Source organism: Neptuniibacter sp. QD48_11, assembly GCF_047778095.1.
Lineage (GTDB): Bacteria > Pseudomonadota > Gammaproteobacteria > Pseudomonadales > Balneatricaceae > Neptuniibacter.
The window spans coordinates 52,896-77,500 of record NZ_CP180551.1; the positions used below are offsets into that span (position 1 = coordinate 52,896).

The 24,605-nt window shown below is 46.2% G+C and carries 18 protein-coding genes; 13 read left to right on the forward strand and 5 right to left on the reverse strand.

Going from position 1 to position 24,605, the window contains the following annotated elements; all coding sequences use genetic code 11:
• Window positions 1–12: 12 nt before the first annotated feature.
• A complete protein-coding gene (locus ACMXYU_RS00245) occupies window positions 13–1,581 on the reverse strand; it encodes a DUF3369 domain-containing protein (protein WP_415899651.1) in 1,569 nt (522 codons plus the stop codon).
• 294 nt (window positions 1,582–1,875) lie between these two features.
• Here ACMXYU_RS00245 and ACMXYU_RS00250 point away from each other — a divergent pair, with 294 nt between their 5' ends.
• The 5 genes from ACMXYU_RS00250 to ACMXYU_RS00270 all read left to right on the forward strand — a co-directional run bounded on the left by ACMXYU_RS00250 (window position 1,876) and on the right by ACMXYU_RS00270 (window position 9,582).
• A complete protein-coding gene (locus ACMXYU_RS00250) occupies window positions 1,876–2,493 on the forward strand; it encodes a hypothetical protein (RefSeq protein WP_415899652.1) in 618 nt (205 codons plus the stop codon).
• Between the two features lie 120 nt (window positions 2,494–2,613).
• Window positions 2,614–3,117 (forward strand): DsrE family protein, encoded by a 504-nt coding sequence (locus ACMXYU_RS00255; protein WP_415899653.1) that lies wholly within the window; start codon window positions 2,614–2,616, stop codon window positions 3,115–3,117.
• Between the two features lie 71 nt (window positions 3,118–3,188).
• The gene (locus ACMXYU_RS00260; protein ID WP_415899654.1) at window positions 3,189–3,785 is read left to right on the forward strand and encodes a DUF2799 domain-containing protein; all 597 of its coding nucleotides are present in this window, start codon (window positions 3,189–3,191) and stop codon (window positions 3,783–3,785) included.
• Window positions 3,786–3,985: 200 nt separating this feature from the next.
• Window positions 3,986–8,713: a response regulator gene (locus tag ACMXYU_RS00265; protein WP_415899655.1), complete on the forward strand. Its 4,728-nt coding sequence runs from the start codon at window positions 3,986–3,988 to the stop codon at window positions 8,711–8,713.
• Window positions 8,710–9,582: a diguanylate cyclase gene (locus ACMXYU_RS00270; RefSeq protein ID WP_415899656.1), complete on the forward strand. Its 873-nt coding sequence runs from the start codon at window positions 8,710–8,712 to the stop codon at window positions 9,580–9,582. The genes ACMXYU_RS00265 and ACMXYU_RS00270 overlap by 4 nt, the downstream gene beginning before the upstream one ends.
• Before the next feature lie 29 nt (window positions 9,583–9,611).
• Here the strand turns inward: ACMXYU_RS00270 and ACMXYU_RS00275 are convergent, their stop codons facing one another.
• On the reverse strand, window positions 9,612–11,843 hold the full coding sequence (locus ACMXYU_RS00275; protein ID WP_415899657.1) for an EAL domain-containing protein: 2,232 nt from the start codon (window positions 11,841–11,843) through the stop codon (window positions 9,612–9,614).
• Between the two features lie 251 nt (window positions 11,844–12,094).
• Here ACMXYU_RS00275 and ACMXYU_RS00280 point away from each other — a divergent pair, with 251 nt between their 5' ends.
• The 5 genes from ACMXYU_RS00280 (at window position 12,095) to ACMXYU_RS00300 (ending at window position 17,873) form a co-directional block, all read left to right on the forward strand.
• The gene (locus ACMXYU_RS00280) at window positions 12,095–13,465 is read left to right on the forward strand and encodes a sodium:proline symporter (protein ID WP_415899658.1); all 1,371 of its coding nucleotides are present in this window, start codon (window positions 12,095–12,097) and stop codon (window positions 13,463–13,465) included.
• Window positions 13,466–13,524: 59 nt separating this feature from the next.
• Entirely contained in the window at window positions 13,525–14,355 is an 831-nt protein-coding gene (locus tag ACMXYU_RS00285; protein WP_415899659.1) for a metallophosphoesterase family protein, read from the forward strand.
• A gap of 198 nt (window positions 14,356–14,553) precedes the next feature.
• Window positions 14,554–15,711, forward strand: a complete 1,158-nt coding sequence (locus ACMXYU_RS00290) for an acyl-CoA dehydrogenase family protein (protein WP_415899660.1) — start codon at window positions 14,554–14,556, stop codon at window positions 15,709–15,711.
• Window positions 15,712–15,769: 58 nt separating this feature from the next.
• The gene (locus ACMXYU_RS00295) at window positions 15,770–17,422 is read left to right on the forward strand and encodes an AMP-binding protein (protein WP_415899661.1); all 1,653 of its coding nucleotides are present in this window, start codon (window positions 15,770–15,772) and stop codon (window positions 17,420–17,422) included.
• Window positions 17,423–17,450: 28 nt separating this feature from the next.
• Entirely contained in the window at window positions 17,451–17,873 is a 423-nt protein-coding gene (locus ACMXYU_RS00300; protein ID WP_415899662.1) for a PaaI family thioesterase, read from the forward strand.
• A 42-nt stretch (window positions 17,874–17,915) separates the two neighbouring features.
• On the opposite strand, the gene ACMXYU_RS00305 is transcribed toward ACMXYU_RS00300, so the two are convergent.
• Both ACMXYU_RS00305 and ACMXYU_RS00310 read right to left on the reverse strand, forming a co-directional pair.
• Window positions 17,916–18,536 (reverse strand): response regulator transcription factor, encoded by a 621-nt coding sequence (locus ACMXYU_RS00305; RefSeq protein ID WP_415899664.1) that lies wholly within the window; start codon window positions 18,534–18,536, stop codon window positions 17,916–17,918.
• Window positions 18,533–20,050 (reverse strand): PAS domain S-box protein, encoded by a 1,518-nt coding sequence (locus ACMXYU_RS00310; protein WP_415899665.1) that lies wholly within the window; start codon window positions 20,048–20,050, stop codon window positions 18,533–18,535. The genes ACMXYU_RS00305 and ACMXYU_RS00310 overlap by 4 nt, the downstream gene beginning before the upstream one ends.
• 195 nt (window positions 20,051–20,245) lie before the next feature.
• Between ACMXYU_RS00310 and ACMXYU_RS00315 the strand changes: the two genes are divergently transcribed.
• The 3 genes from ACMXYU_RS00315 to ACMXYU_RS00325 all read left to right on the forward strand — a co-directional run bounded on the left by ACMXYU_RS00315 (window position 20,246) and on the right by ACMXYU_RS00325 (window position 23,759).
• Window positions 20,246–21,880, forward strand: a complete 1,635-nt coding sequence (locus ACMXYU_RS00315) for an acyl-CoA synthetase (RefSeq protein ID WP_415899666.1) — start codon at window positions 20,246–20,248, stop codon at window positions 21,878–21,880.
• 393 nt (window positions 21,881–22,273) lie between these two features.
• Window positions 22,274–23,101, forward strand: a complete 828-nt coding sequence (locus ACMXYU_RS00320) for an AraC family ligand binding domain-containing protein (protein ID WP_415899667.1) — start codon at window positions 22,274–22,276, stop codon at window positions 23,099–23,101.
• Window positions 23,102–23,156: 55 nt separating this feature from the next.
• Entirely contained in the window at window positions 23,157–23,759 is a 603-nt protein-coding gene (locus tag ACMXYU_RS00325) for a LysE family translocator (RefSeq protein WP_415899668.1), read from the forward strand.
• Window positions 23,760–23,772: 13 nt separating this feature from the next.
• Here the strand turns inward: ACMXYU_RS00325 and ACMXYU_RS00330 are convergent, their stop codons facing one another.
• Window positions 23,773–24,600 carry a class I SAM-dependent methyltransferase gene (locus tag ACMXYU_RS00330; protein WP_415899669.1) on the reverse strand — a complete coding sequence of 276 codons (828 nt, stop codon included), beginning with the start codon at window positions 24,598–24,600 and terminating at the stop codon, window positions 23,773–23,775.
• Window positions 24,601–24,605 lie beyond the last annotated feature (5 nt).

Consider the following 24,605-nt stretch of genomic DNA (forward strand, 5'->3'; position numbering starts at 1 on the left):
CGGTAGCATCCGTTAATCAGGGAAGCGTTCACATATTTGTAAAATCGCATCCAAGTTTTTTTGGAATAATGTAATCAGCTGAGGATCGAACTGTTTGCCGCTTTGCTCCTCCAGCAGGGCGAGCGTTTCTTCTAAAGGCCAATCCTCTTTGTAACAGCGTTTGCTATTGAGTGCGTCGAAAACATCCGCGACAGCGGTGATTCTGCCCGAGAGTGGAATCTCATCTCCAGACAGCCCTCTCGGATAGCCTGTACCATCCCATTTTTCATGATGTGCGCCAGCAATGCGAGCAGCTAATTGAAATATAGGCCTTTCTGAATGACTTAGCATAGTTTCGCCAATCTCAGCATGAGTCTGCATTACTTTCCATTCATCCGGATCGAGCTTAGCTGGTTTGTTTAGAATTGCATCTGGAATAGCTATCTTGCCAAGATCATGCAGAGGTGAGGCCAAGCGTATATTTTCCACAAACATCTGATTGGTGCCGTAAGCTTCCGCAAGTAGGGCTGATATTTCTGCGACGCGCTTAACATGCCCGCCCGTTTCTTTAGAGCGTTTCTCAACCGCCTCCCCTAAGATGTAGATCAGTTCCGCTTGGGTATCCTGAATTTCTTCTTTCAGGAGTAGGGTGTGGTAAGTCGCGATCACATCTGCACTGAATATTTCTAGCAAGTGTTTGGCGTGTTCATCAATATCATTGTGGTGTTTGATATAGAGAAGGCTCTCGGTGCCAGAACTGCCTGAATGATAAGCGATATAGCCGTCGAGGGTATGAATAGAACTTTTCTCTCTTAGGGCCTGGCTAAAAACTTTTTGTAAGTCTTCTGGCAGTTCATCTTCATGATATTGGGTCATTGCAGACTCAATATTTTTCTCGACAGAAGCTTCATGCATTAAGGGTTCTAATGCCCCCGTGGCGGCTAGTACAGTAAATTGGGTGGTATCTCGATAAATGCGTCGAGTACAACAATAAATTGAATCGGGTTCAAAATTCAGTAGTGAAATCAGTTGATTTAGAATTGCTGAAGCTAATCTACTGAGAGAGTTAACTTGGTTAATTTGGCCCATGGCATGAATCACGGTTTCAAGTGATTTGCGTTGGCGGTCTATGGTTTTGATATCACGATAAGAACGCAAAGAAGAGTAGAGTAGGGTTTTAAGCTTAGTACCTGTTAACTCAGTTTTATCTTTGTAGTCATTGATATCATATTCTTGAATAACCTGCTCTTCGGGTGCTTGCCCTGGCTGACCTGTACGCAAAACGATACGTGTCATATGGTTTGCAAACTCATCTCGTATGGTCCGAACCAGCTTTAAGCCTGCATCATCGGTTTCCATCACAACATCGACTAATGCAAGGGCGATATCGGTGCCATGCTTTTCGCAGAGGTCACGGGCTTCCGTTGCAGATTGAGCTTCGAGTAATTCGATTGGGCGGTTATCGAAGGTAACGTTTTTTAGAACGAGGCGAGTAACGCGATGAACGCCCTCCTCATCATCTACGATCAGTACTTTCCAAGGCGATATTCCCTTATCTGGAACTGATGATTCTTCAGCGGCGAAAAGTAAAGTGTTGGTCATCGCATCTTCCTGCTACTACTAAGAGGGTGTGACTTACCCTGAGTAAGTGTAGCCCATACCTAACAATAGGATAGGCTCGGTTGCTATGTCGGACGAATTTACCTTTCCTTGCATACTACCCTTATCCATACTGAATTGTGAACAAAAAATCATCAGCTCGTTTTGGCAGACACCAGAGTTAATTTATTAAATATTTATATACGCGGGTTAAATCAGTACCCAAGTACCATGGTTAATTAGTAGATGCTGAATAAACTGAGATTAAAAGGAACCTCCGAGTAAAACTGGCATCAAATGCGTACAGATATTATTCGTAGGCTTATCAACATTACCGGTGGGGAGGTAAGTATGTTGGGTCGAGTTCGGAAAGGATTAGTAACGCTATCAGCTGGTTTATTGCTTATGTCGGGGGGCTTGCAGGCTGCGCCACTAGATGGCAAAAAAGATATCTTATTAGTGGATAAAAAAGGTCAGTCCATTGCTGTAGGGACTGTGCACTTTAAGCCAGATGAGTCCGGTAGCCACTACAAGCTCCATATGGATCACGATAAATTTCGTGACTATTTCCTCTCTATGAAAGAGATGAAATGCCTAGAAGGCCCAGAATTATGGTGCCATCTTGCATACCCGTATAAACAACCAAATAGGGTCACTCAAGACGATTTAAGTTGGTTGTCACATGATTTGCTGTTTATGTTTAAGAAAAAGGAGGAGTTTGGCGCGAACTTCTGGAACGGCATCTACTATCACATGAAAGTTGAAGGCGATGAAATTCGAGGTGAGGCGCAAGCTGTAGATTTGAATGTGCTGGCTTCACCGCCGGATGACCTTAACGTACCGCCTATGAATGAAGGTGAGCGTGATGAGATTGACCGCACTAAGCGTTGGTTGCCCGATCTGATTATCCGTTAATAGCTGTTGGCGCGTAAATCAGAGTTCTTTTTTATTGAAAACCGGAGGTGAGATACCACCGGTTTTTTTGTTACTGTTTGCAGACGGTTTCGCATGAATTGATGGAATAAAGAGGGTCTTATGCATAAGTGCTTACAAGGAATAAAGTTAGTTAGCTTTTTATTGCTCTTTACGATCACCAATATCAATGCGGAGCAAAAATATAATGATGCAGCGGCGCTTAATGGTATCGAACAAGCCAAAGGCGTGTTTTTAATTGACTTTAAAACGGCCAAAACCACCGCGTTCTACATGGATTTAATTGTGGGCACTTATGATGGTTTTAAACGTCAGGGCGTTGAGCCTGAGATTGTGGTCGTGGTCATTGGTCCAACCGTGCAGTTTTTAAGTAAAGAGGCCAAGCCGGAATTAGCATTTGAATATGAAGAGTCATTCGATTCGATTCAGCAGAGTATCAAGGCTCTGGCAGCACGAAATGTCCGCATCGAAATCTGCGCCATCGCCACAGATGTTTTTAACGTTGATAATGACAAACTTCCTCAAGAGCTCGATGTCGTCGCTGACGGCTTTATCTCACTGATCGGTTGGCAGACACAAGGCTACAAATTAGTACCGGTCTTTTAGCTTAGCGTCAGTCGTTTTGTGTTCAGCTTGAGTCAGTTAAGTTTATTTATTTGATCGAAGGTTTCTCTGCTATGCGTTCATTGATTTTGGCATCGTTGTTTGTTGTTTTGTCAGGCTGTGCCAGTTTAAGCCAAGAAGAGTGTTTAACGGGAGACTGGCAAGGCATCGGTTATCGGGATGGTTTGCAGGGGAAAACAGAAGCCTATCTGGCTGAACATCAGTCGGCTTGTGCAGAATATAAAGTGAGCCTTAATCTTGAGGATTATCTGCAAGGGCGAAAAGAGGGGCTGAAAAGTTACTGCCAACCAGACAATGGCTATCGCTTGGGTCGCCAAGGTAATGAATATGCGTATGTTTGCCCGACTGATTTAGATCGGGCTTTCTTGGCTAAATATAATCAAGGGCTAGAGCTTTACCAGCAAGAAAAAGTGGTCAAAAACCTTGAATCGGATATTCGAAAAAACAAGGCTGAACAAACCAAGCTAAAAGATCAGATTATTAAAACAGAAGCTAAGCTGGTGGCAGATGGAAAAAGTCGCAGTGAGCGGCAGCATCTACTAAATGACCTTAAGGATATGGAAATGCGTTTACCTAACTTAAAAGCGGAGCTTTTTCGTATGGAAATGCAGTTGCTGCGAGAAAAGACTGCGCTGCAAAATTTACATTAAGCCTGAGCTACCCAACTTTTGTGAGTACGTTCATCTCAAACAGAATCATTGGTCGATAAAGTGGAGAAATTATCCTGTCGTAAAGCTAAATTAGGCTATGCTTAAAGGAATGGAATTCTTAAGCAGGTCTTTGATATTGATCAGTTTTATAATTCCTTCGGCAATTGATCTGCTTTAATTAGACAAAGGACGTACTCTGTATGAAGAGGGAAGAGGTAGCTGAGGCTTCCGTACCGAATCCTGATACTGGTCGTAAGGTTTCACTGCGTGTAAAGCTTATGGTCTGGATGACCTTGTTGGCGCTAATTCCTTTAGCCTTTGTCTCTTGGTTGAGTTATCAACAAGCTAAGGAAAGTTTGCTGGTGGCAGCAGAGGAAAAGCTTCGTCAGTCCTCCCTCGTAACCGTCCGTTCTATCAGAAACTGGTTTGACTATCGTGTAGTCGATCTGCGTTTCAAAGCTGAATCTAACGATACCACCTCTATGCTGTCCTCTCTCTCAAGTGGTTTACAGCTAAGTGGATTAAAAGCTCAAGACTATGTGCTTACCGAAGATTGGTCCCAACGAGCAGATAAACACAAAGCTGACCTGATTAGCTTTAGTCGTCGTTATGATTATATCTACGATATATTTTTGGTGGATAGCCGCGGCAATATCCTTTTTTCGGTTGCTCAAGAAAAGGATTTTGGAACAAGCCTACAACGTGGGCCTTTCAGCCGCACAAAGTTTGCTTACAGCGTTAAAAATACCCTCCGTAGTGGCAATGTCTCATTCTCTGGTATGGAGCTTTATGCGCCTTCCAATGATGCCTTTGCAGGTTTTTTGACTGCGCCAATTAATGATAAAGAAGGTAAAACTATCGGTGCATTTGCGATCCAATTGCGCTTTGACCGAGTCTTTGATCTGCTGGATGTAGCAGTAGATGAAAAGCAGCAACATCTTCATTATTTAATGAATATTGATGGCACTTTGATTACGCCTATTGGTAATAATCGGGATGAAGTGCTCAAGCGCAAAGTAGAAACTGAGATGTATCTACATGCGGTGGCTAATACTGATACAAACTCTCTTCAGCATGCTCTCAACTATATTGGTCCAAATGGTGTCCCTGTAATCGGTATGCATGATGTCATTGTGTTGGAAAATATCCGTTGGATTCTAGTTAGTGAAGTCGATTTAGATATTGCGTTAAAGCCTTCACGCTGGCTTGGGCAAATAACGTTGGCTTTGTGCCTTGTTACTGCATGTGTTGTCTTATTGATGGGATTTGGGATCGCAGGGCGAATAAGTAAACCTCTAATAACATTAGCTTATGCCAGTCGAGAAGCTTCTGTTGGTAATGCTGAGCAAGTCGAGGTGAATGCCAATAATATCGAAACGGCTCAGCTCGCTGATGCCTTTAACATTATGTTAGAGACTCGAAAACTGCATGAAGCCGAGTTGCGACGTAGCGCTGAGCGAGCTAATCAGGCGCTGTTAGAGTTGGGTGAGCAGAAGTTTGCGTTGGATCAGCATTCTATAGTGGCGGTTACCGATTTAAAGGGGACAATCACTTATGCCAATGAACGTTTTTCTCAGATAAGTGGTTACAGCCGAGAAGAGTTAATTGGCCAAAACCATCGTATTCTCAACTCAGGCTATCACTCTAGGGAATTTTTCATTGAGCTTTATCGCACTATCGCTTCAGGTGAAGTGTGGAAAGGTGAAATACGTAACCGTAATAAACAAGGCGGTATCTATTGGGTCGATACCACCATTGTTCCCTTTAAGGATGATACGGGGAACCCTCTTAGCTATGTCGCGATCCGCAGTGATATCACCAAACGCAAGCAGATGGAGCTTGAGATTACCGAAGCATTAACCATGCAGGCTTCGATTTTGGAATCTACAGATAACGGCATTCTGGTAACTAAGAACGATGGTAGTGTAATCCGTTACAACAAGCGCTTTGCTGAACTTTGGGGTTTGCCAGAAGAATTTAATGATCGCTCTCGCGTGCTGGGCCCTATTTTAAGACAACTGAACAATGCGGATGAAGCTGCACGAAATGTTAAGGGTTTGATCAATAGTGAAAGTCGTTCCCATTTTACCAGCTTAAGTCTGAAAGATGGCCGAACATACGAGCAGTCATCTATTCCTATGTATGTTGAAGACCATGCTGTTGGTCGAGTGTGGTCTTTCCGTGATGTCTCAACTCGAGTAGATGCAGAGCAGGGATTAATCAAAGCGTTAGATCTAGCTGAAGATATGCAGGGTAAGCTTGAAGATGCTTTGAGTCGTGTGGATGTTGCAGTGGAATCCTCAGGGCTAGGTATTTGGGAGTGGGATCTGATCACTAATGAACTGCAGTGGGATGATCAGATGCTCAAGATCTACCAAGTCCCGGAAGAGGTGATTAATAACCATCTCTATTTTGATTATTGGCGAGAAAGGGTCTGTCCAGAAGACCTTGAAATGGCTGAAGGTTCCTTAAAAGAGGCGGTGCGAGGGCGACATGATTGGCACTGTGAATTCAGGCTTAACTTCCCTGATGGGTCGGTTCGTTATGTCAAAGCGACAGCGGCTCATATGGTCGATGATCAAGGTCGTTCTTTGAAAATGATTGGTACCAATCTGGATGTGACAGTAGAGCGTGAAATGGAGCAGAGTCTCATCGCGCTCAAAGATGAAGCGGAACAAGCGAATATTGCTAAGAGTGAGTTCTTAGCGAATATGAGTCACGAGATTCGTACACCAATGAATGGCGTCCTTGGCATGTTGGGATTATTGTTGAATACGCCGCTAACTGATGACCAACGCCATCGTGCGGTTGTTGCTCAAACCAGTGCTCATTCTCTACTTACGCTGATTAACGATATTCTCGATTTCTCTAAAGTGGATGCAGGCAAGTTAGAGCTCGAATGTATCGACTTTAACTTGCGAGGTATGTTTGGCGAGTTCGCGGAAGCGATGGCTCTGCAAGCGCAAGATAAAGGCTTGGAACTTATTCTTGATCTCACCGCTGTTGAAACCACTATGGTCAGAGGAGATCCAGGTCGTTTGCGTCAGGTGTTGATTAATTTGGTAGGTAATGCCATTAAATTCACCAGTGATGGAGAAGTTGTAATTCGCTCACAGCTGCAACATGTGGGTGATAGATTACGTTTGGATTGTGAAATTAAAGATACAGGTATAGGGATCCCACCTGAAAAACTACCTGAATTGTTTGAATCCTTTAGTCAGGTTGATGCATCTACTACCCGTGAATATGGTGGTTCTGGATTGGGACTCGCCATTTGTAAAAAATTGTGTGAGCTGATGGGCGGACAAATATCGGTCCAAAGCACAATGGGTGAAGGTAGTGTGTTTACCTTTAGTGTTTATCTAGAAGCGAGTGAACAAGCGGAAGCGGTAGTTCCTTTCATGGGTATCGAAAACCTAAATATTCTGGTTGTAGATGACAACAGAACCAATCGCGAAGTGCTGTCTACCCAGTTGCTTCATTGGGGCGCGAAGGTTGTGGAAGCGGAAGATGGTAATGATGCGATTGCCCGCTGTGAATCACTCTACGAATCATCAGAAGCGCACTTTGATGTCGTTTTTATGGATATGCAGATGCCAGGCATGGATGGTGCAGAGTTGGGTAGGGCTCTGAAAGCTGATGATAGATTCAGTGCATCTAAACTCATCTTAATGACCTCTATGGCGCATCGTGGTGATGCTAAACGTTTTGCCGATATAGGCTTTAGCGGTTATTTCCCTAAACCGGCAACGACCTCAGATATCTTCGATGCTCTTCAGGTGGTTGCTAATGGCGGTGATGCATTGCATAACGCCTCGCCGTTGGTGACCAGTCATTATTTGAAAGATCTCTCCATTGAAGGTCACCCAACTCTGGGTGAAAAGCGCATTTTAGTTGTTGAAGATAATCAAATTAACCAACTAGTGGTGCAAGGGATCCTGCAAGAACTCGGGCTTACAGCAGATATGGCCGGTAATGGTGTCGAGGCATTGCAGAGCCTCAATACGGCTTTAGAAAATAATTGCCCTTACGATCTAGTGTTGATGGATTGCCAGATGCCTGAGATGGATGGCTATGAAGCGACTCAGCAGATTAGGGCAGGTAAAGCACAACAGAAAAATATCACTATCCCAATTATCGCGATGACAGCGAATGCGATGGCAGGTGACAGAGAGAAATGCCTTGCAGCAGGTATGGACGATTACTTGAGTAAACCTGTATCACCTATTGCGCTTAATCAAGCGTTACAGCGATTCTTAGGGATTGCTGAAACGTTGACCGCACCAGAGGAACCGATTGAAGCAGAAAAAATGACAGCTGTTGTTTGGGATAAACAGGATGCTATCGCCCGTATGATGGGTAAAGAAGAGCTTATTGCCCCCTTATTGGATATCTTTGCAATTGATGCTGATCCCATAGTAGAAAATATTAAAACTTACTTACAAAATTCTGACTGGGCTTCGGCAGGTAAATCGGCGCATGCTGTAAAAGGCATGGCCGCTAACTTATCAGCGATAGCCTTGCAGGAACAGGCAGCTAAGTTGGAAAAGTTAGCTAAAGCAGATGACGGAGATGGTGCTTTACTCGTTTTCCCGGAATTTCTCCAGGCATATGAAGAGGTGAAAGCCTGCTTTGCAGAGTATGTTTCACAAAAAGTAGAGACCCATGAAATCGGGCTTACGGATAGCGAAGTAAAAGAAAAACTTCTATCAATCCGCGAAGCTGTTAATTTAGGTAGCTATATAGATACCACAGAGTATGATGACTTATGGAAGAGCGCAAAAGGCTCTGAATTTGAGGAGCCATTACAACAGCTTCAGGCTAAATTATCAGCGTTTGATTTTGAAGCAGCTGAGGATAGTTTGACTATAATGGAACAAGCGCTCGGCATTCAACCAGAGCTTTCGGACGGAGTCGACGGTACATGAGCAAGCCTGTCGTTTTAATCGTAGACGATGTACCTTCCAATATTAAAGTCTTAGCGAACTGTCTAAAGGACCATTACCGGATTAAAGTTGCTACCGGTGGTAACGACTGTCTGAAGTTAGCAGTCGCTGATCCTGTGCCTGATCTCATCCTGTTAGATATCGAAATGCCAGATATGGGCGGCTATGAAGTTTGTCAGAAGCTTCAGGGACAGCCTCACACCCAAGATATACCTATCATTTTTGTTACCGCCCGAGACGCCGACCGTAACGAAGAGCTCGGTTTGCAACTAGGTGCGGTCGATTACATTGCTAAACCTGTGCGTCCCTCTATAGTGTTGGCGCGGGTAAATACTCATGTCACGCTTAAGCAGCAGCGAGATCTGCTTAAAGAGATCGCATTGAAAGACCAGCTCACAGGTCTCTACAACCGTTATTATCTTCTAGAGACCGCTGAACAGCGTTTAGCGCATACCGAACGCCATAGTGATCCGCTCAGCGTCATGTTGCTAGATCTTGATTACTTTAAACAGGTGAATGACACTCATGGCCATCTGGTTGGTGATAAGGTCCTGCGCGAATTGGGTGAACTCTTAGGCCGTACCTGCCGTAAAGATGATATTCCTGCCCGTTTTGGCGGTGAAGAATTTGTCATCTTACTTGGGCATTGTGATCTAGAGTCCGGTGCTGAAAAGGCTGAAGAGATTCGTGAAAAAGTGGAGCAATTAAAGCCTGAGGGGTTGGATATCACTGTCAGTATTGGTGTTGTGCAGTTTTATTCAGGCGAGAGCATCGAGCAGTTGCTAGATCGCGCAGATAAAGCGCTCTATAAAGCCAAAGATGAAGGACGCAATCGCGTTATCAGCGAATAACTTACCATCGATTTTAGCTAACCTTCTTCCTACTGGCTCAAATGCTCATCTAACCAAACATATAACTGTTCCAATTCCATTGGCTTCGCATAGTGATAGCCTTGGACTTCAAAGCACTTAAGCTCTTTGAGACGCTCTACTTGCTCGACAGTTTCTACCCCCTCCGCGATAACTGCCATATCTAGATCGCTACCTAGGTTGATGATCATCTCTGGAATATGAGTCCCTTTTTGTTTATCTAGCATCTTATCGATAAAGGACTTATCAATTTTTAGACGATCAAAGTTTAGCGTTTCTAAATAGCTTAGACAGGAGAAGCCTGTGCCAAAGTCATCAATCGCAACTTTAGCGCCGAGATCATGGATCACCTGTAAAATGTCTCGCACACTATCGGTATCTATCATGGCGACAGATTCAGTGACTTCGAACTCAACTTGCTGTGGCTTTAACGAGAAGTTATCCAATTTATTTTGAATTAACTTTAAAAAATCGGGGTGACGGAACTGGGCGGGAGAAATATTTATACCCACCTGAAGACCCAAACCATACTTCTGTTCGACAGTTTCAAGATCTCTCATGGCGGTATCCATGACCCATTCACCTATAGGTACAATGAGTCCTGAGCTTTCGGCAACCGGAATAAACTCAACTGGGGATATTAATGCGCCGCTCTTTGTTCGCCAGCGAATAAGCGCTTCAAAACCGGTGATTCTTCCGGTGCGTAGATCAATTTGTGGTTGATACGCTAGGAACAGTTCGCCTTCACTATATGCCTTACGTAAACCTTGTAGTAAAAGCATACGTTGTTGCGTTTCGCGCTCTATCTCATGGGTATATTCTACGTGTTCGCCGCGGGCAATATCTTTGGCACGTTTTAGAGCGATGTTCGCACGTTTAATTGCATTATTACCGCTGATATTGGCATCTTTGAGAATGTAGCAGCCCTGAGTTATAGATATGGTCAGGTCGTCTCCGAAAAGCTCAAAAGGCTTTGTAAGCATTGCGTTGATCTGTTCAACAGTAAAGCTGTCTTCAGGCCCCATAACTCCAAAAGTGTCGCCTGATATACGGCATATAAACGAGTCCTTTGGAAGGTTAGCTGCTAGGCGGTTTGCAACCAATTTAAGCAGTTCATCCCCGGACTCTGAACCTAAGGTGTCATTCATGCCACTGAAATGATCAATATCGATTAGTGTAATAAGCTGTGGATGTAGCTGCCTGAGCATGATTTTGTCGATCTGATTTGCAAAGGAAACACGATTAGGAATATTCAGCAAGGAATCGAAATATGCGTAATTGTGTAAGCGGTCCAGAATAGTCGCATTATCTAAGCAAACAGAAATATTGCTGCAGAAAACTTCGAGCAGCTGGTGTTCGGTACCTTCCAGAGGGCGTTGAATATCCAAGTACAACAGCATGTCGTTGCGGAATTCACTGGGAAAGTAGAGTACGCAAGCATAGTCATTTTCGATGCTGCGGCGCTTGCTGCTAGCTTCCAGTAGCATGGCATTGATATTGGCATCTTCGATGACTTCGGGGAATTCCTTTTGATTGCTAGGCTGAGCGGACGCGGCCACAATCGTAAATTCGGATCCGTTTGCATTAACTTCGTCGTCACTGTTTTTCTTAAAACAGATCATGCCTTCTTCTGAAATACCTAGTAACGCTGCTAATTGGCAGATAATACCGTTGGCTAACTCTCGAATACCGTGTAGTGACATCAATTCACTTGAGGCGTGTACGATTCTTTCCAAGCCTTTACGGCTGGAATCGATAGCGGTGATTTCAGAATAGGAACGGATGGCAGCGGTAACGCTGGTGTAAAGGCGAGTTCGGGTTAGATCGGCTTTGTTTTTGTAGTCGTTAATATCGTATTTGAGGATAACTTCAATTTCAGGTGCATAACCTGGCTGACCCGTTCGTAAAATAATTCGAGTATTGGTCAGCGCTAGCTCTTCACGAATCGTCTTGACCAGATCTAGGCCGGCGCTCTCTGTCTCCATTACGACATCAAGTAGTATGACCGCGATATCATCATTGTTTGAGAGAGTTTCTTGCGCTTCTTTAGCTGAATAGGCGTGCAGGAGCTCGAGTGGCTGGCCCAGAAAAACCAACCCTTTTAAGCCGAATTTCGTTACCTCGTGAACGTCTTTGTCATCATCAACGACTAAAACCTTCCAGGGTCGTGAACTGTTGTTTGTTGCCGCTAGTGTGGAATCGTTTTTTTCCTCTTCGGCAAAAACAATGAGTTCATCAGACATAGACTTTCCTCATACGATGGAATTACTACTAAGTATATGCAGAGATCATTAAATATCTTCCTTGATTATCAATTTATTGAACCTTAATAGTTATAAACGAGGTATGGCATTATCGCCAGTTTGATTCCTTTATTTGATTGATTAATCAAATAAAGTTGTGGTCTTTTATAGATTGTTAGCAAACACGGGGAACTGCTAAACAGCACTGCTGTCTGAGCAAGCATCCTTCCCGTTTATAAATGGAGTTACCTATGGATATTTGGCTGATAGCTCTGGTGTCTGCTTTGGCGCTGGTTTCAGTATTTCTTTCACGCAAAGTTACTCATGAGAATAGTTTTTTTAAAGGCCGCACCGCAGAAGGTCTGGCGCCGGGCCTATTAACGCTGATTTTCTCGCAGGTAACGACTTGGATCTTTGCGCGCTCATTACTGAATGCAGCCATTTTGGGTTTTTATTATGGGATATGGGGCACATTAGCTTACGCGGCTTATTATCTGTCGTTCTTGACTGGTGGGAAGATTGTCGATCACCTCCGATTTGAGGAAGGTTACGAGAGCGTTCAAGCGTTTCTAATTGATCGTTTTGGTCAATGGGGCAGTCGCTGTTACAACTTTGTCATCGGTGTGCGTTTGGTCAGCGAGGTATTTGCCAACCTTCTGGTTATCGGCATCTTGTTTGGTGCGGCAGGCACGCAATCTTATACATTGGCGGTTGTCGGCTTAGCGGTTGTTACCTTGATCTACTCCATGTTGGGCGGTTTACAAGCGTCCCTGCGCACTGATTTTTTCCAGATGATGGTGTTTATTGCTGTCTTGGCCGTGTTGTTAGCACTGGTGGCTGGTGGCGGCCACTTCAATGCTGATCTGATCGCGTTTAAACCGTTCGAAATTAGTGATCCGGGTCCAATCCTATTGATCGTAGCCCTATTGCAAGTGTGGAGCTACCCAATGCACGACCCAGTGATGATGGACCGAGGTTTCTTGGCGGATCGTGAAACGACAAGACGTAGTTTCATCCATGCGGCTTGGATTAGCAGTATCTGCATTATCGCGTTTGGCTCATTAGGAGTGATAGCGGGAGCGAATGCGATCTCAGGGGAAGATATGAATCAGGCGTTGACGCGTCTGTTGGGTGAATTGCCGATGTTCCTGTTTAGTGCTTCTTTAATCATCTCCGCCATGTCTACTTTGGACAGTACACTGACCAGCTCGGCGAAGATGATGGTTGTAGATATGAAGCTTCTGCCTGTGAATTTGCGTAATGGCCGTATGGTGATGGCGTTGTTTATGTTGATGGGCCTAGTGATGGTATTTATCGGCAACAAAGATCTGTTTAGTGCGGTAGCTGTCAGCGGTACGGCTTCGATGTATCTAGTGCCAGTTATCTTCTTCAGCTTGTGGGCTAATCGCCGTGATATTCCAGTTTGGAGCTACCTAGGCAGTTTTATCCTCGCGATGGCTGGCGCATTGCTCTACTTCACGGAGTCTTCGGGTTACACGGCGATGTTGGGCGAAGCGCATAAATACACTAAGTTACTTTGGATCTGTATGGTTGTGATGATTGGTGGTTGTGTTCTGTTCTTGGTCGGTGGAGCCAGCCAAAAGCAATTGCAGCCAGCGTAATGGGTTAGATAACCCTAGATTTAAGGAATGTAGCTCTAAGAAATGTGAGTTTAGGCAATATGGATCTTGGAACACTAACGGGGCCGCTGCTGATATTTGGCGGCCCTTACAGCAATTTAGCAGCCACCAGAGCGCTTAAACAGGAAGCCGACAGTTTAGGCTTGTCTTTGCAGCAAGTTATCTGCACAGGGGATCTGGTGGCCTACTGCGCGGAACCCGTCGAGACATTAGCGTTAATCCGTGACTGGGGTATTCCCGTGGTAATGGGTAACTGCGAAGAGTCCTTAGCAGCGGATGCGCCTGATTGTGGCTGTGGCTTTTCGGAAGATTCGGCTTGTTCCCTGCTCTCAGTCGAATGGTACCGATTCGCCAGTCAACAGGTTTCTCCAGGCGATAAGCTCTGGATGGGGCAACTACCTCGGCAAATCAGCTTTGAGCTGGCGGGTAAACGATTTCAAGTTGTGCACGGCAGTGTCGACCGGATAAACGAATTTATCTTTGCCAGCAGTTCAGCGGAACATAAGCAGGCTCAGCTAGATCTAGCGGGTACTGATGTTGTGATTGGCGGCCACTGTGGTATCCCTTTTGGAACTCAATTGGAGCAGGGGTATTGGCTGAATAGCGGTGTGATCGGCATGCCGGCGAATGATGGCACGGCTTCTGTCTGGTACATGCTTTTGACGCCAAATGCGCAGGGCATTGAGGTCAGCTGGCATCGCTTGGATTATCCTGCGGATCAGGCTAGCGAGAATATGCAGCAAGCGAATTTGGCAGCGCCTTACGCTGAATGTTTACGGACAGGCTTTTGGCCTAGCGAAGATGTTTTGCCTGAATCAGAGCGCGCAATGCGTGGGCAAATGCTCGAACTTTCTTCGATCCTTATCGCCTAATTTACACTTCCTTTTATCCTCATCTCCTGTAGTAATTCTTAAGTTAATAAAATTAATAGGGGTTACTACTTATCTGTTGTTTTCCTAGGCTTATACTGAATTCTTCAGATTTTGTCTGTTTTATGCCTGTCATTTTTATCTTTACCAAATGAAATATATAAGGTATAGATTAGGGTAAACCCTAATAAGGTATTCCTTATGGATTTCACATTAACAGAAGAACAACAACTGATTCAGGATACCGCCAAGCGCTTTGCTGAAAGTGAATTAGCACCGGTAGCGGCGGAGCTGGATCAGACAAAAGACAAGAGCATTCTGCTGGCCAATTGTCAGCAACTCGCCGAATTGGGTTTTATGGGGCTAAACATCTCTGTAGACCATGGTGGTACTGAAGCGGGAGCTGTCGCCTTCAGTTTAGCGATTACCGAAATCGCCCGTGCCTGTGCATCAACTGCAGTGACTATGTCAGTGACCAACATGGTGGCGGAAGTCATTCAGGCGATGGGTACTGAAGAACAAAAATCTAAATACTTGCCATTGATCTGCAGCGGCGAATATCGAGCAGGTAGCTTCTGCTTAACCGAAGCGGGTGCGGGGTCCGATCCAGCATCGATGCGAACACAAGCTGTGAAAACCGATCAAGGTTATGAGATCAGCGGCACTAAGCAGTGGATCACCAGCGCTGAGTTTGCAGGCGTCTTTGTGGTGTGGGCGGTGACCGATCCGCAAGCGAAAAAAGGCAAGGGGATTACCTGCTTTTTAGTTGAAGCAGGTAGCGACGGAATCACAGTCGGCCCGGCAGAAAAGAAGATGGGTCAACATGGCTCAGCGACCAATGAAGTGCACTTTGATCGTGTGCTTGTACCTGAATCGGCGATTCTAGGTGAGCTAAATGATGGTTTCCGTCTTGCTGTGGCAGAACTTGCCGGTGGACGCATCGGCATAGGCTCTCTCGCGTTGGGTGTTGGTTTAGCCGCGATGGATTATGCCATCACCTACACCAAAGAGCGTAAGCAGTTTGGTAAAGCGATAGCTGATTTTCAGGGCCTGCAGTGGATGATTGCGGATCGTTCTACCGAGTTGGAAGCCGCCCGATTACTCCTTTTAAACGCCGCTGATCGTAAACAGCGTGGACTTACCTTCGCTAAAGAAGCCTCCATGGCAAAACTCTTTGCCAGTGAAAAAGCCAATCAAGCTTGCTACAGCGCGCTGCAGCTTTTAGGTGGCTACGGCTACATGCAGGAGTACCCACTGGAACGTTATGCCCGCGATGTGCGAATTACTTCAATTTACGAAGGCACGAGCGAAATTCAGAGACTCATTATTGCGCGAGAAATACTGGCTGAGCACCAGTAATTAAAGATTGCTCATGCGTATAAGAATACAAAAATAAAAAATGATGGATGGGAAACTAATGACAACCGAAACCTATCAGGATTATTACGATAAGTTTGATCCGGCCATGATTGAAGAGCTCATGATCGGTAACCTCAAAGATGGATTTAATGTCTGTGAGGAGATTGTAGATAAATGGGCGGAAGGCGATCGAATCGCTCTGAATTACGAAGGCGCTGAGCGACCTGCTTCGCAAATGACCTTCGTGGAATTGAAAGAAAAGTCTGCCCAGTTTGCGAATTTCCTTACCGCTCAAGGCATAGGTAAAGGCGATCGCGTTGCGGCTTTGCTACCGCGCACTCCAGAACTGATGGTGGTGATTATGGGTACCCTGCGCGCAGGCGCTGTATACCAGCCGCTGTTCACGGCGTTCGGTTCCGGTGCGATCGAGTACCGAGTACAGCAAGCGGGTACTAAGTTGGTGGTGACCGACCCAAGCAACCGTCCAAAACTGAATGATGTAACGGATTGCCCGGCCATCCTGACTTTCAATCGTGATCAGGCAACTGATGCCTCAAGTGATCTCGATTTTGCCGCTGAGATTGAGCAGCAATCTACAGAGTTTACACCGGTAAAAATTGGCAAAGATGATCCATTTTTACAGATGTTTACCTCAGGTACAGTCGGAAAATCTAAAGGCGTTGCGGTACCAAGCCGAGCGCTACTCTCGTTCTACGTGTATATGCGCTTTGCCATTGGTTTGCGTCCAGAAGATACCTATTGGAATGTTGCCGATCCAGGTTGGGCTTACGGCCTTTACTACGCGGTGGTTGGTCCTCTGCTGTTGGGTAATACCACGCACTTTTGTGAGGCGGCGTTTACACCAGAAAGTACCTACGACATGCTGCGCAAATATAAGATTACCAACCTTGCGGCAGCACCAACGGCTTACCGTATGTTGATGGCAAACGATGATGTCTTGGCTGCGGATGAAACCTTCTCGCTACGCGTAGCGAGCAGTGCAGGTGAGCCGTTGAACCCAGAAGTAATCAGTTGGGTCGATAAGCGCTTAGGTTGCCCTGTAATGGATCATTACGGTCAAACGGAAACCGGTATGACTGCATGTAACCATCATGATCTTAAGCAAGATGTAGTGCGTGTGGGTTCTATGGGTTTCTCAATGCCAGGTCATCGCGTCGTTGCCCTAGATGCAGACTTTAATGAGATCCCTGAAGGTGAAACCGGGCAGCTAGCAGTGGATGTGGATAACTCGCCACTGTTTTTCTTCCAAGGTTATACATGGCAAGAGAAGCACCCATTCCATGGTCAGTACTACCTCACCGGTGATGTCGTGATGAGTCATGGTGATGGCAGTTATTCATTCACAGGTCGTGATGATGACATCATTACTACGGCGGGTTACCGCGTAGGGCCAGCTGATGTAGAGAGCACATTGTTAGAGCACGATGCAGTAGCGGAGTCGGGAGTTATTGGCAAACCGGATGTTAAACGCGGGGCTATTATTAAAGCTTATGTAGTGATTAAGCGTGAGTTTGATCCGACAGAAGAGCTGGCTGAAGAGTTAAAGCAACTGGTACGTACACGTCTTTCAACTCATGCTTTCCCTCGCGAGATCGAGTTTATGCCAGAACTACCAAAAACGCCGAGCGGCAAGATTCAGCGCTTCATCCTGCGGAATAAAGCGCGGGATGAGCATGAGGCAGTTGCTTAGGCTGTAGTAAGGCAGATTGGAGTTGTGTATGAAGTTGGATATTGAGCAGTTGCAAAGCTTTCTTGCAGAGCACTTTCCCCAAGGTGAGCAGTATGGGGAATTGGTGGAGTTAGGTGATGGTACTGCCACTATGCGTTTGCCGGTGGACGATCAACATCTGAGACCGGGCGGTACAGTCTCTGGCCCTGCGATGATGGGTCTAGCTGACGTGACGGTCTATGCGGCGCTATTAAGCCGTATCGGCCCCGTGCCTTTGGCGGTGACGACTCAGTTAAATATCAACTTCTTACGCAAGCCTTCTGCCGATCGCGATATCTTCGCTACGGCGCAGATGCTCAAAGTCGGAAAGCGTTTGGCGGTGGGTGAAGTGTATATCTTATCGGAAGGAGATGAGGAACCGATGGCTCATGCGACCATGACCTACTCAATTCCTGATCCTGATAAACGTTGATCGTGAACTGATCGCACCTGAGCTTGCTCAGGTGCGGTTAGATCAAGCTTGTTCGTTTAGTTGAGACGCTTGTTTTACCAGAGAAGCAAGGCTACCCGCGCGCATCTTACTCATAACTCGTGAGCGATGTACTTCAACCGTTTTAGGGCTGATATCTAGCTCTTCAGCGATCTGGCGATTGGCATTACCAGCAACAACCAGCGCCATTACCTCTTTCTCACGACGGCTTAAGCTAGCGTAGTTTTCTTGAATCTCTAGCTGCGCACCTTGTTCGTCGCGTGCTTTTTGCGCTTTGCTTAACGCACGGCCAACTAAGCGTAGTAGCACATCGCCATCGAACGGTTTCTCTAAGAAATCCATCGCGCCCTGTTTCATCGCGCTCACTGCCATTGGGATATCACCGTGGCCGGAGATCACAATAATCGGCATCTGGATATTACGCTCCTGCATGATTTGTTGCAGGGCTAGGCCGTTAATCTCCGGCATACGTACGTCCAGTAACATACAACCGATTTCGCCATTAAAGTTATCCAGAAACTCCCGTGCAGAAGGGAAGGTAACAACGTTGTGATTGGCAGATTCTAAAAGCCATTGCATGGAATCACGAAAATCTTCGTCATCGTCAACAATATAGATAGTGCCTGTCGGGTTTGTTTGCATCATTGCTCTCTTAACGGCAGTTTCAGATAAAAGTGCGTACCGGTTTTACCGTCACTCTCTGCCCACATCTGGCCCCCGTGGGTTTCGATAATGGTACGGGAGATAGAAAGGCCCATACCTAAGCCAGTTGTTTTGGAGGTGTAAAACGGTTCAAACAGCTTGGCTAAACCTTCGCTGCTAATCCCTTTTGCTTTGTCCTCTACCGAAACATGAATATAACCTTCGGCAGCTTTAGTAGTGATAATAACGGGTCTGTAGGCCTTGTTACAATCGTTGTAGGCCTCAATTGCGTTCCGCATCAGGTTAAGGAGTACCTGTTCGATCTGTACTTTGTCGGCTACCAGAGGGGGTAAGTTATCCCCAAATTGAAAATCAAAGGTGATGTTGTGGTCTTGTGCTTCCTGACAGAGAAAGGCGCTGACTTCCTTACAACTGTCATTAATTGGAAAAGCAAAACACTGATAATCGGTCTTGCGCACAAAGGAGCGCATCCGTTTGATGATCTCCGAAGCACGCTTGGCCTGCTTCATAATTAACTTCATCGAGCCGGATACGGTTTTCACCGGATCAGCATCACCCTCTTCCAAACGCCTCTGCGTGCCATGGCAGTAATTCAAGATCGCAGCTAAAGGCTGGTTTACCTCGTGGGCAAGCCCAGTGGCCATCTCACCTACCGAGAGCAAACGAGACATGTGTGCTAACTCGAGTTGATGACGCTTAGCTTCCTCTTCCGCTTGAAGGCGTAGGGTAATATCGCGTCCGATCAGCGAGTAGTATTCAACCTGATCATTCTCACGGCGGTTGCGGTGGGCAATGATTTCGCGAATCTCCGCCACACGGTTGAGTTCAGGGGCCAATTGCATTGGGATACTGCCGTACCAAACCCCATGAATGGAGGCGTGTTCCAAGGCATCTTTGATCAGAGTGTCTAAGATTTCTTCAGAGAAAAGCTGCGATAGATAGTAGACCACCGGTTTATCTTTCTCTGCTCCAAGGGTGTGGTAAGCCGACTCATTCAGATAGGTCAGCTTATGAGTTTTGTGGTTACAAAACATGATCATATCGGATGAGGCTTCAACCACGCGCGCGAGTCGACGCATATCTCGTTGTGCTTCTTCACGCTCGGTAACATCACGCGATACACAGATTATCTCTTGTGGATTTCCGCTGTCATCACGGATCACACGGCTGGTGGTTTCTAGCCAGATATAGTGACCTTTTTTGTGACGATATCGGTACACATTGGTGTAGACGCCGCTGCGATAACGGACGCTGTCATCGCGCTTGGATAGATTGTCTGCATCTTCAGGGTGGAACTGCTCATACCCCGCCATGCCGATAATCTCTTCGGGGGTGTAACCGAGTACAGTTTCAACCGCAGGGCTGGCATCTATGTAGGTCCACTCTTTAGTGGGTGTGTGTCGGGAGATCATATCGGTCGACTGTTCTGCTAAAAGTCGATAACGATCAGCATCAGCCTTACAACGGGCGAGTTCTAAACTCTGGTCATCACTCATATTTAAACCTGCGGGAAATCCCGATCTTAAAACCTGTTATTTTTATACTTAGACTTTAAAGCAGCTTTAAGGATAAGGGAAGATACTTATATATGGTTAATTGTAGTTTTAGGTCTGCTAAGCAGATGATCTGAAAGGTGTTTTTTTGATCAGTTGATGCTAGTTTTGGCGTGGGCAATTAAAGGAATAATAACAATGATAACAAGCCAAAACCCTTACGAGATTGGGCTGGATAAGAATCAAGCCAATTACGCTGCGTTAACTCCGCTCAGCTTTCTAGAGCGAGCTGCATTTGTTTACCCCGACCATACTGCTACCGTGCATGGCGACGCACGCCGCAGCTGGTCCGAGACCTATACTCGTTGTCGTCGCTTTGCTAGTGCTCTGCAACAACGCGGTATTGGCAAGGGCGATACCGTATCCGTTATCGCGCCAAATCTTCCCGAAGTATTTGAAGCGCATTTCAGCGTGCCTATGTCTGGCGCGGTTCTGAATGCGATCAACGTGCGACTAGATGCCGAGGCGATCGCGTTTATCTTGCAGCATGCCGAATGCAAAGTGGTACTGGTGGAGCGTGAATTTGGTGCTTTGGTTAAACAAGCACTGGAGATGGCAGATATAGATCCCTTAGTGATTGCGATTGAAGATTATAGTTTCACCGAGGGTGAGCAGATCGGTAGTATCACTTACGATGAACTGCTGTTAGAAGGTGATCCTGAGTTTGCTTGGCAGCCGCCCGAGGATGAATGGGATGCGATCACGCTGAACTACACCTCCGGTACGACCGGCGACCCCAAAGGGGTGGTGTACCATCATCGAGGCGCTTACCTGAATGCAATGAGCAATGTGGTCTCTTGGGATATGGGGCGTCATCCCAAGTATCTTTGGACCCTGCCGATGTTTCATTGCAATGGCTGGTGTTTCCCTTGGTCTTTGGCTGCGTCTGTTGGTACCAGTGTGTCCCTGCGCCATGTTCGCGAAGAGAAAATTTACGATCTAATTCGTGAAGAAAAGATCGATCATTTCTGCGGTGCCCCGATTGTTCTAAATATGCTGAATAACGCGCCTGATGAGATCAAGCAGGGGATTGAGCACAAAGTTAAGGTCATGACCGCTGGTGCTGCACCGCCTGCTGCAGTTATCCAAGGGATGGAGGAGATGGGGATTGATGTCACCCATGTCTATGGTCTGACAGAGACCTACGGCCCTTCTGTGCTGTGTGCATGGCACGATAAGTGGGATGACAACAGCATCGAAGAGAAAGCCCGTCTCAAAGCTCGTCAAGGGGTGAAAGCGCCTATGCTTGAAGACTTGATGGTGGCTGATCCAGATACTCTAGAACCTGTACCGCAAGATGGCGAAACCATCGGCGAGATCTTTATGCGCGGTAATCTAGTCATGAAAGGTTATCTAAAGAACAAACCGACTACGGATGCGTCCTTTGCAGGTGGCTGGTTCCACTCAGGTGACCTTGCGGTGTGGCATGAAGATGGTTATATCGAGATCAAGGATCGCTCTAAAGATATTATTATCTCTGGCGGTGAAAATATCTCCTCGATTGAGGTCGAAGGCGTGCTTTATCGTCACCCTGACGTGTTGGAAGCAGCAGTGGTAGCTAAGCTCGACGATAAGTGGGGTGAGGTACCTTGTGCCTTTATCAAACCTAAGCCGGGTGCGAGTTTAACCGAGACCGAAGTTATCGAGTTTTGCCGCTCCAATATGGCGCGTTTTAAAGCGCCGAAAGTGGTGGTCTTTGGTGAACTACCTAAAACATCGACAGGCAAGATCCAGAAGTTTGTTTTACGCCAACGCGCCGAAGCAGAAGAATAAGTGCTGTATCTCTTTGCGCACTTTTTCTTAAAGTGCGCAATTTTATCCAAGTATTAGTTTTGCTCATCCCTCTACACTGTAGTTAAGGAACCTGCGAATAAGCCTCATACTTTCTCAGTGGGCTATAAAGGGACCAGATACGCGAAAGTCAGTGCAGTTAAATGTCGATACCTTTGCAAGCTGACTGACAAAGTAGATGGTCGTTTTAGAGCCCACCCTACGGGGCTTATAGAGCAACTGAATCGCTTTGTTAATGATTTTCGACAGGCAACCAGCATGCCTGCAATCATTGCCTCGCGCTTCAATTGCTCTGTAAGCCTGAGTCGTATAGGACTTGTTCGAAGGTTCCTTTAAGCTGCAGGCGATTTATACTAGCAAGAGCGGTGAAGAGTGATGAATCAGGATAACCAGTTTCAATACAGTAAAAGTGAGCACTTAGAGCAAGTTACCGTTCTAAATGCCGCGATCAGCGATTTCTCTTATGGACGCCATGCCCATGAGGAGTATTCGTTCGGGGTTACGCTGAGTGGTCGTCAGGACTTCTTCTCCAGTGGTCAATTTCACCGCAGTCATCCAGGCAATATTATCGTCTTTAACCCAGATGAAGTGCACGATGGCCATTCTGGTGTCGATGATAAATTGCAGTACCGCATGCTCTATGTGCACCCTGATCAGCTAGCACCTGCCTTCCAAGCCGCCGGTATCAAAAGCCAAGGTTTTCGTGTGGCAGATACCCTGTTGGATGATCCCCAACTCTGTCAGCATATTCTGCACTTAGTTCAGCTGATCGAGAATCGTTCCGAAGATAAGCTGCGCCAAGAGTGTGAGCTTTATCAGATGGCAACGCGGATCGCGCAGCTGTATGGCGAATGTCAGGCGGATCAAAAGGCGCGTCGTGTCGATAGCTTACTTCTGCGAGCACGGGATTTTATTAATCACAATCTGCAAACTGATGTCTCCCTTGAAGAGCTGAGTCAGCAAGCCAACCTCTCGAAGTATCACTTCCTGCGGATGTTTCGGCAGCAATTTGGTCTCACGCCGCACCAATATATTTTGAACTGCCGGATCAATCGCGCCCGTGAAGATCTGGAAAAGGGTAAAGCTCTGGATGATGTGGTGTTTGATTATGGCTTCAGCGACCTAAGTCACTTCAACCGGCGCTTTAAACCGATCTTTGGCATGACGCCCAAGCAGTATCAGAAGCACTTTCTGAACGCTTAAATTCAAGGTTCCTCCGAGCCCCTTAAATCTCTCTTTTAAATCCGAGTTGATCACTATGGTTGAAATACTCCTGTACGCCTTTGGCGTGATGTACACCCCTGGTCCCTGCAATCTACTCAGCTTAAATGCCGGTATACATGGGCAGATCCGTTCGGCATTGGCGTTTAGCCTTGGTGTAGGCAGTGCGATGCTGGTGCTGTTTCTACTGTTTGGCTATGTCGGCGCTTGGTTTATTACCGCGGGTTACGAGCTGTTTCTTAGTGCTGCAGGCAGTCTTTATATTCTCTACTTAGCCTACAAAGTGGCTTTGTCAGCCATGGCCGCGACGGAAGTGAAGGCTAATCAGAACCCGATGAGCTTTAAAGAGGGATTGATCCTGCAACTACTTAACCCTAAAGCGTTTATAGCGATCTTGCCGATAGTTTCGGTGCAGTTTCCGGCAGCAGAGATATCGGGATACGCTATTTTTGTCTGGTCATTACTGCTATCCACAATGGCGTTTGGCGCGCCGAGTAGTTATCTGTTGATGGGCGCGCGATTAGGTAAGCTTATTCACAATCCGCGCTACTTTCGCTGCTTAAACTGGGCGATGTCGTTACTGTTGGTGTATGTGGCGTTAGATATTGCTTATCAACATATATTCCTGAAGCTGGCTTAGGAGCGGTAGATTATTAGCTGCAGTCGGCTTGCGCGACCAGTTCGATGATCCGGATTGCATCTAGCTCAAGGTTTTTAACCACATTGCTGCCCATCTTCTTAAACTCGGGGCCAAGGATCATGGCGGGAGATACCGCTGCAGTCTGGCTTTTGGATTGTTGCTCTTTACTGAGTTGTTTTTGTCGCCAGGCGAGTGCCTCTTGGCTCCAGTCATCGTAACTTTGGATTTTAAAGCCCGCTTGTTCGAGTAGGCTTACTAATTCTGATTGTGTAATTAGGTGGGAGTTGCTCGGTTCTCGCGCCCAAGGCACAGGAAACTGCATCGCTTCTGTATTGGGCCCTTGGATGACTTCGTGTAGCAGTAATCGACCTTGTGGCTTTAAAACACGTCGACATTCAGCCAATGCTTGCTGGCTATTGGGGATATTGAGCAGGCTATGCTGGAAGATAATCAGGTCAAAGCTATCGCTGCAAAAGGGTAATTGCTGCGCATCGGAAGTGACCAGTTTAGGAGTATCAAAAGAGGGTAATAATTGTGATATTTGCTGGTGGGTTTGGTTAAATTTGTGGGTTATATCCAGCCCAATCACATTAATACGCAGTTCTGACTCGATTAAACGCATCAAACCGCCCAACCCAGAGCCAATATCTAATACTCGATTCGGCCTGCACAATTTTATTTGTTGCAGTAGCTTCATAGAGGCTTTGATGCCGCCAATATGTAACTGATCGATAGGGGCCAATTGAAACGCAGTTGGCCCCTGTGGATAAGATAAGTGCAGTTGGCGGATGATCTGGTCGCCATCGAATGCTTGTGAATAATGTTTATTAACCTCAGTCACGGCCT

Bases quoted from the DNA above. Each gene is read 5' to 3' on its own strand.
- ACMXYU_RS00315 (WP_415899666.1), top strand. From the start codon at position 20,246: ATGATAACAAGCCAAAACCCTTACGAGATTGGGCTGGATAAGAATCAA.
- ACMXYU_RS00320 (WP_415899667.1), top strand. From the start codon at position 22,274: ATGAATCAGGATAACCAGTTTCAATACAGTAAAAGTGAGCACTTAGAG.
- ACMXYU_RS00325 (WP_415899668.1), top strand. From the start codon at position 23,157: ATGGTTGAAATACTCCTGTACGCCTTTGGCGTGATGTACACCCCTGGT.
- ACMXYU_RS00290 (WP_415899660.1), top strand. From the start codon at position 14,554: ATGGATTTCACATTAACAGAAGAACAACAACTGATTCAGGATACCGCC.
- ACMXYU_RS00285 (WP_415899659.1), top strand. From the start codon at position 13,525: ATGGATCTTGGAACACTAACGGGGCCGCTGCTGATATTTGGCGGCCCT.
- ACMXYU_RS00255 (WP_415899653.1), top strand. From the start codon at position 2,614: ATGCATAAGTGCTTACAAGGAATAAAGTTAGTTAGCTTTTTATTGCTC.
- ACMXYU_RS00260 (WP_415899654.1), top strand. From the start codon at position 3,189: ATGCGTTCATTGATTTTGGCATCGTTGTTTGTTGTTTTGTCAGGCTGT.
- ACMXYU_RS00245 (WP_415899651.1), bottom strand. From the start codon at position 1,581: ATGACCAACACTTTACTTTTCGCCGCTGAAGAATCATCAGTTCCAGAT.
- ACMXYU_RS00250 (WP_415899652.1), top strand. From the start codon at position 1,876: ATGCGTACAGATATTATTCGTAGGCTTATCAACATTACCGGTGGGGAG.
- ACMXYU_RS00295 (WP_415899661.1), top strand. From the start codon at position 15,770: ATGACAACCGAAACCTATCAGGATTATTACGATAAGTTTGATCCGGCC.
- ACMXYU_RS00305 (WP_415899664.1), bottom strand. From the start codon at position 18,536: ATGATGCAAACAAACCCGACAGGCACTATCTATATTGTTGACGATGAC.
- ACMXYU_RS00300 (WP_415899662.1), top strand. From the start codon at position 17,451: ATGAAGTTGGATATTGAGCAGTTGCAAAGCTTTCTTGCAGAGCACTTT.
- ACMXYU_RS00280 (WP_415899658.1), top strand. From the start codon at position 12,095: ATGGATATTTGGCTGATAGCTCTGGTGTCTGCTTTGGCGCTGGTTTCA.
- ACMXYU_RS00270 (WP_415899656.1), top strand. From the start codon at position 8,710: ATGAGCAAGCCTGTCGTTTTAATCGTAGACGATGTACCTTCCAATATT.
- ACMXYU_RS00265 (WP_415899655.1), top strand. From the start codon at position 3,986: ATGAAGAGGGAAGAGGTAGCTGAGGCTTCCGTACCGAATCCTGATACT.
- ACMXYU_RS00275 (WP_415899657.1), bottom strand. From the start codon at position 11,843: ATGTCTGATGAACTCATTGTTTTTGCCGAAGAGGAAAAAAACGATTCC.
- ACMXYU_RS00310 (WP_415899665.1), bottom strand. From the start codon at position 20,050: ATGAGTGATGACCAGAGTTTAGAACTCGCCCGTTGTAAGGCTGATGCT.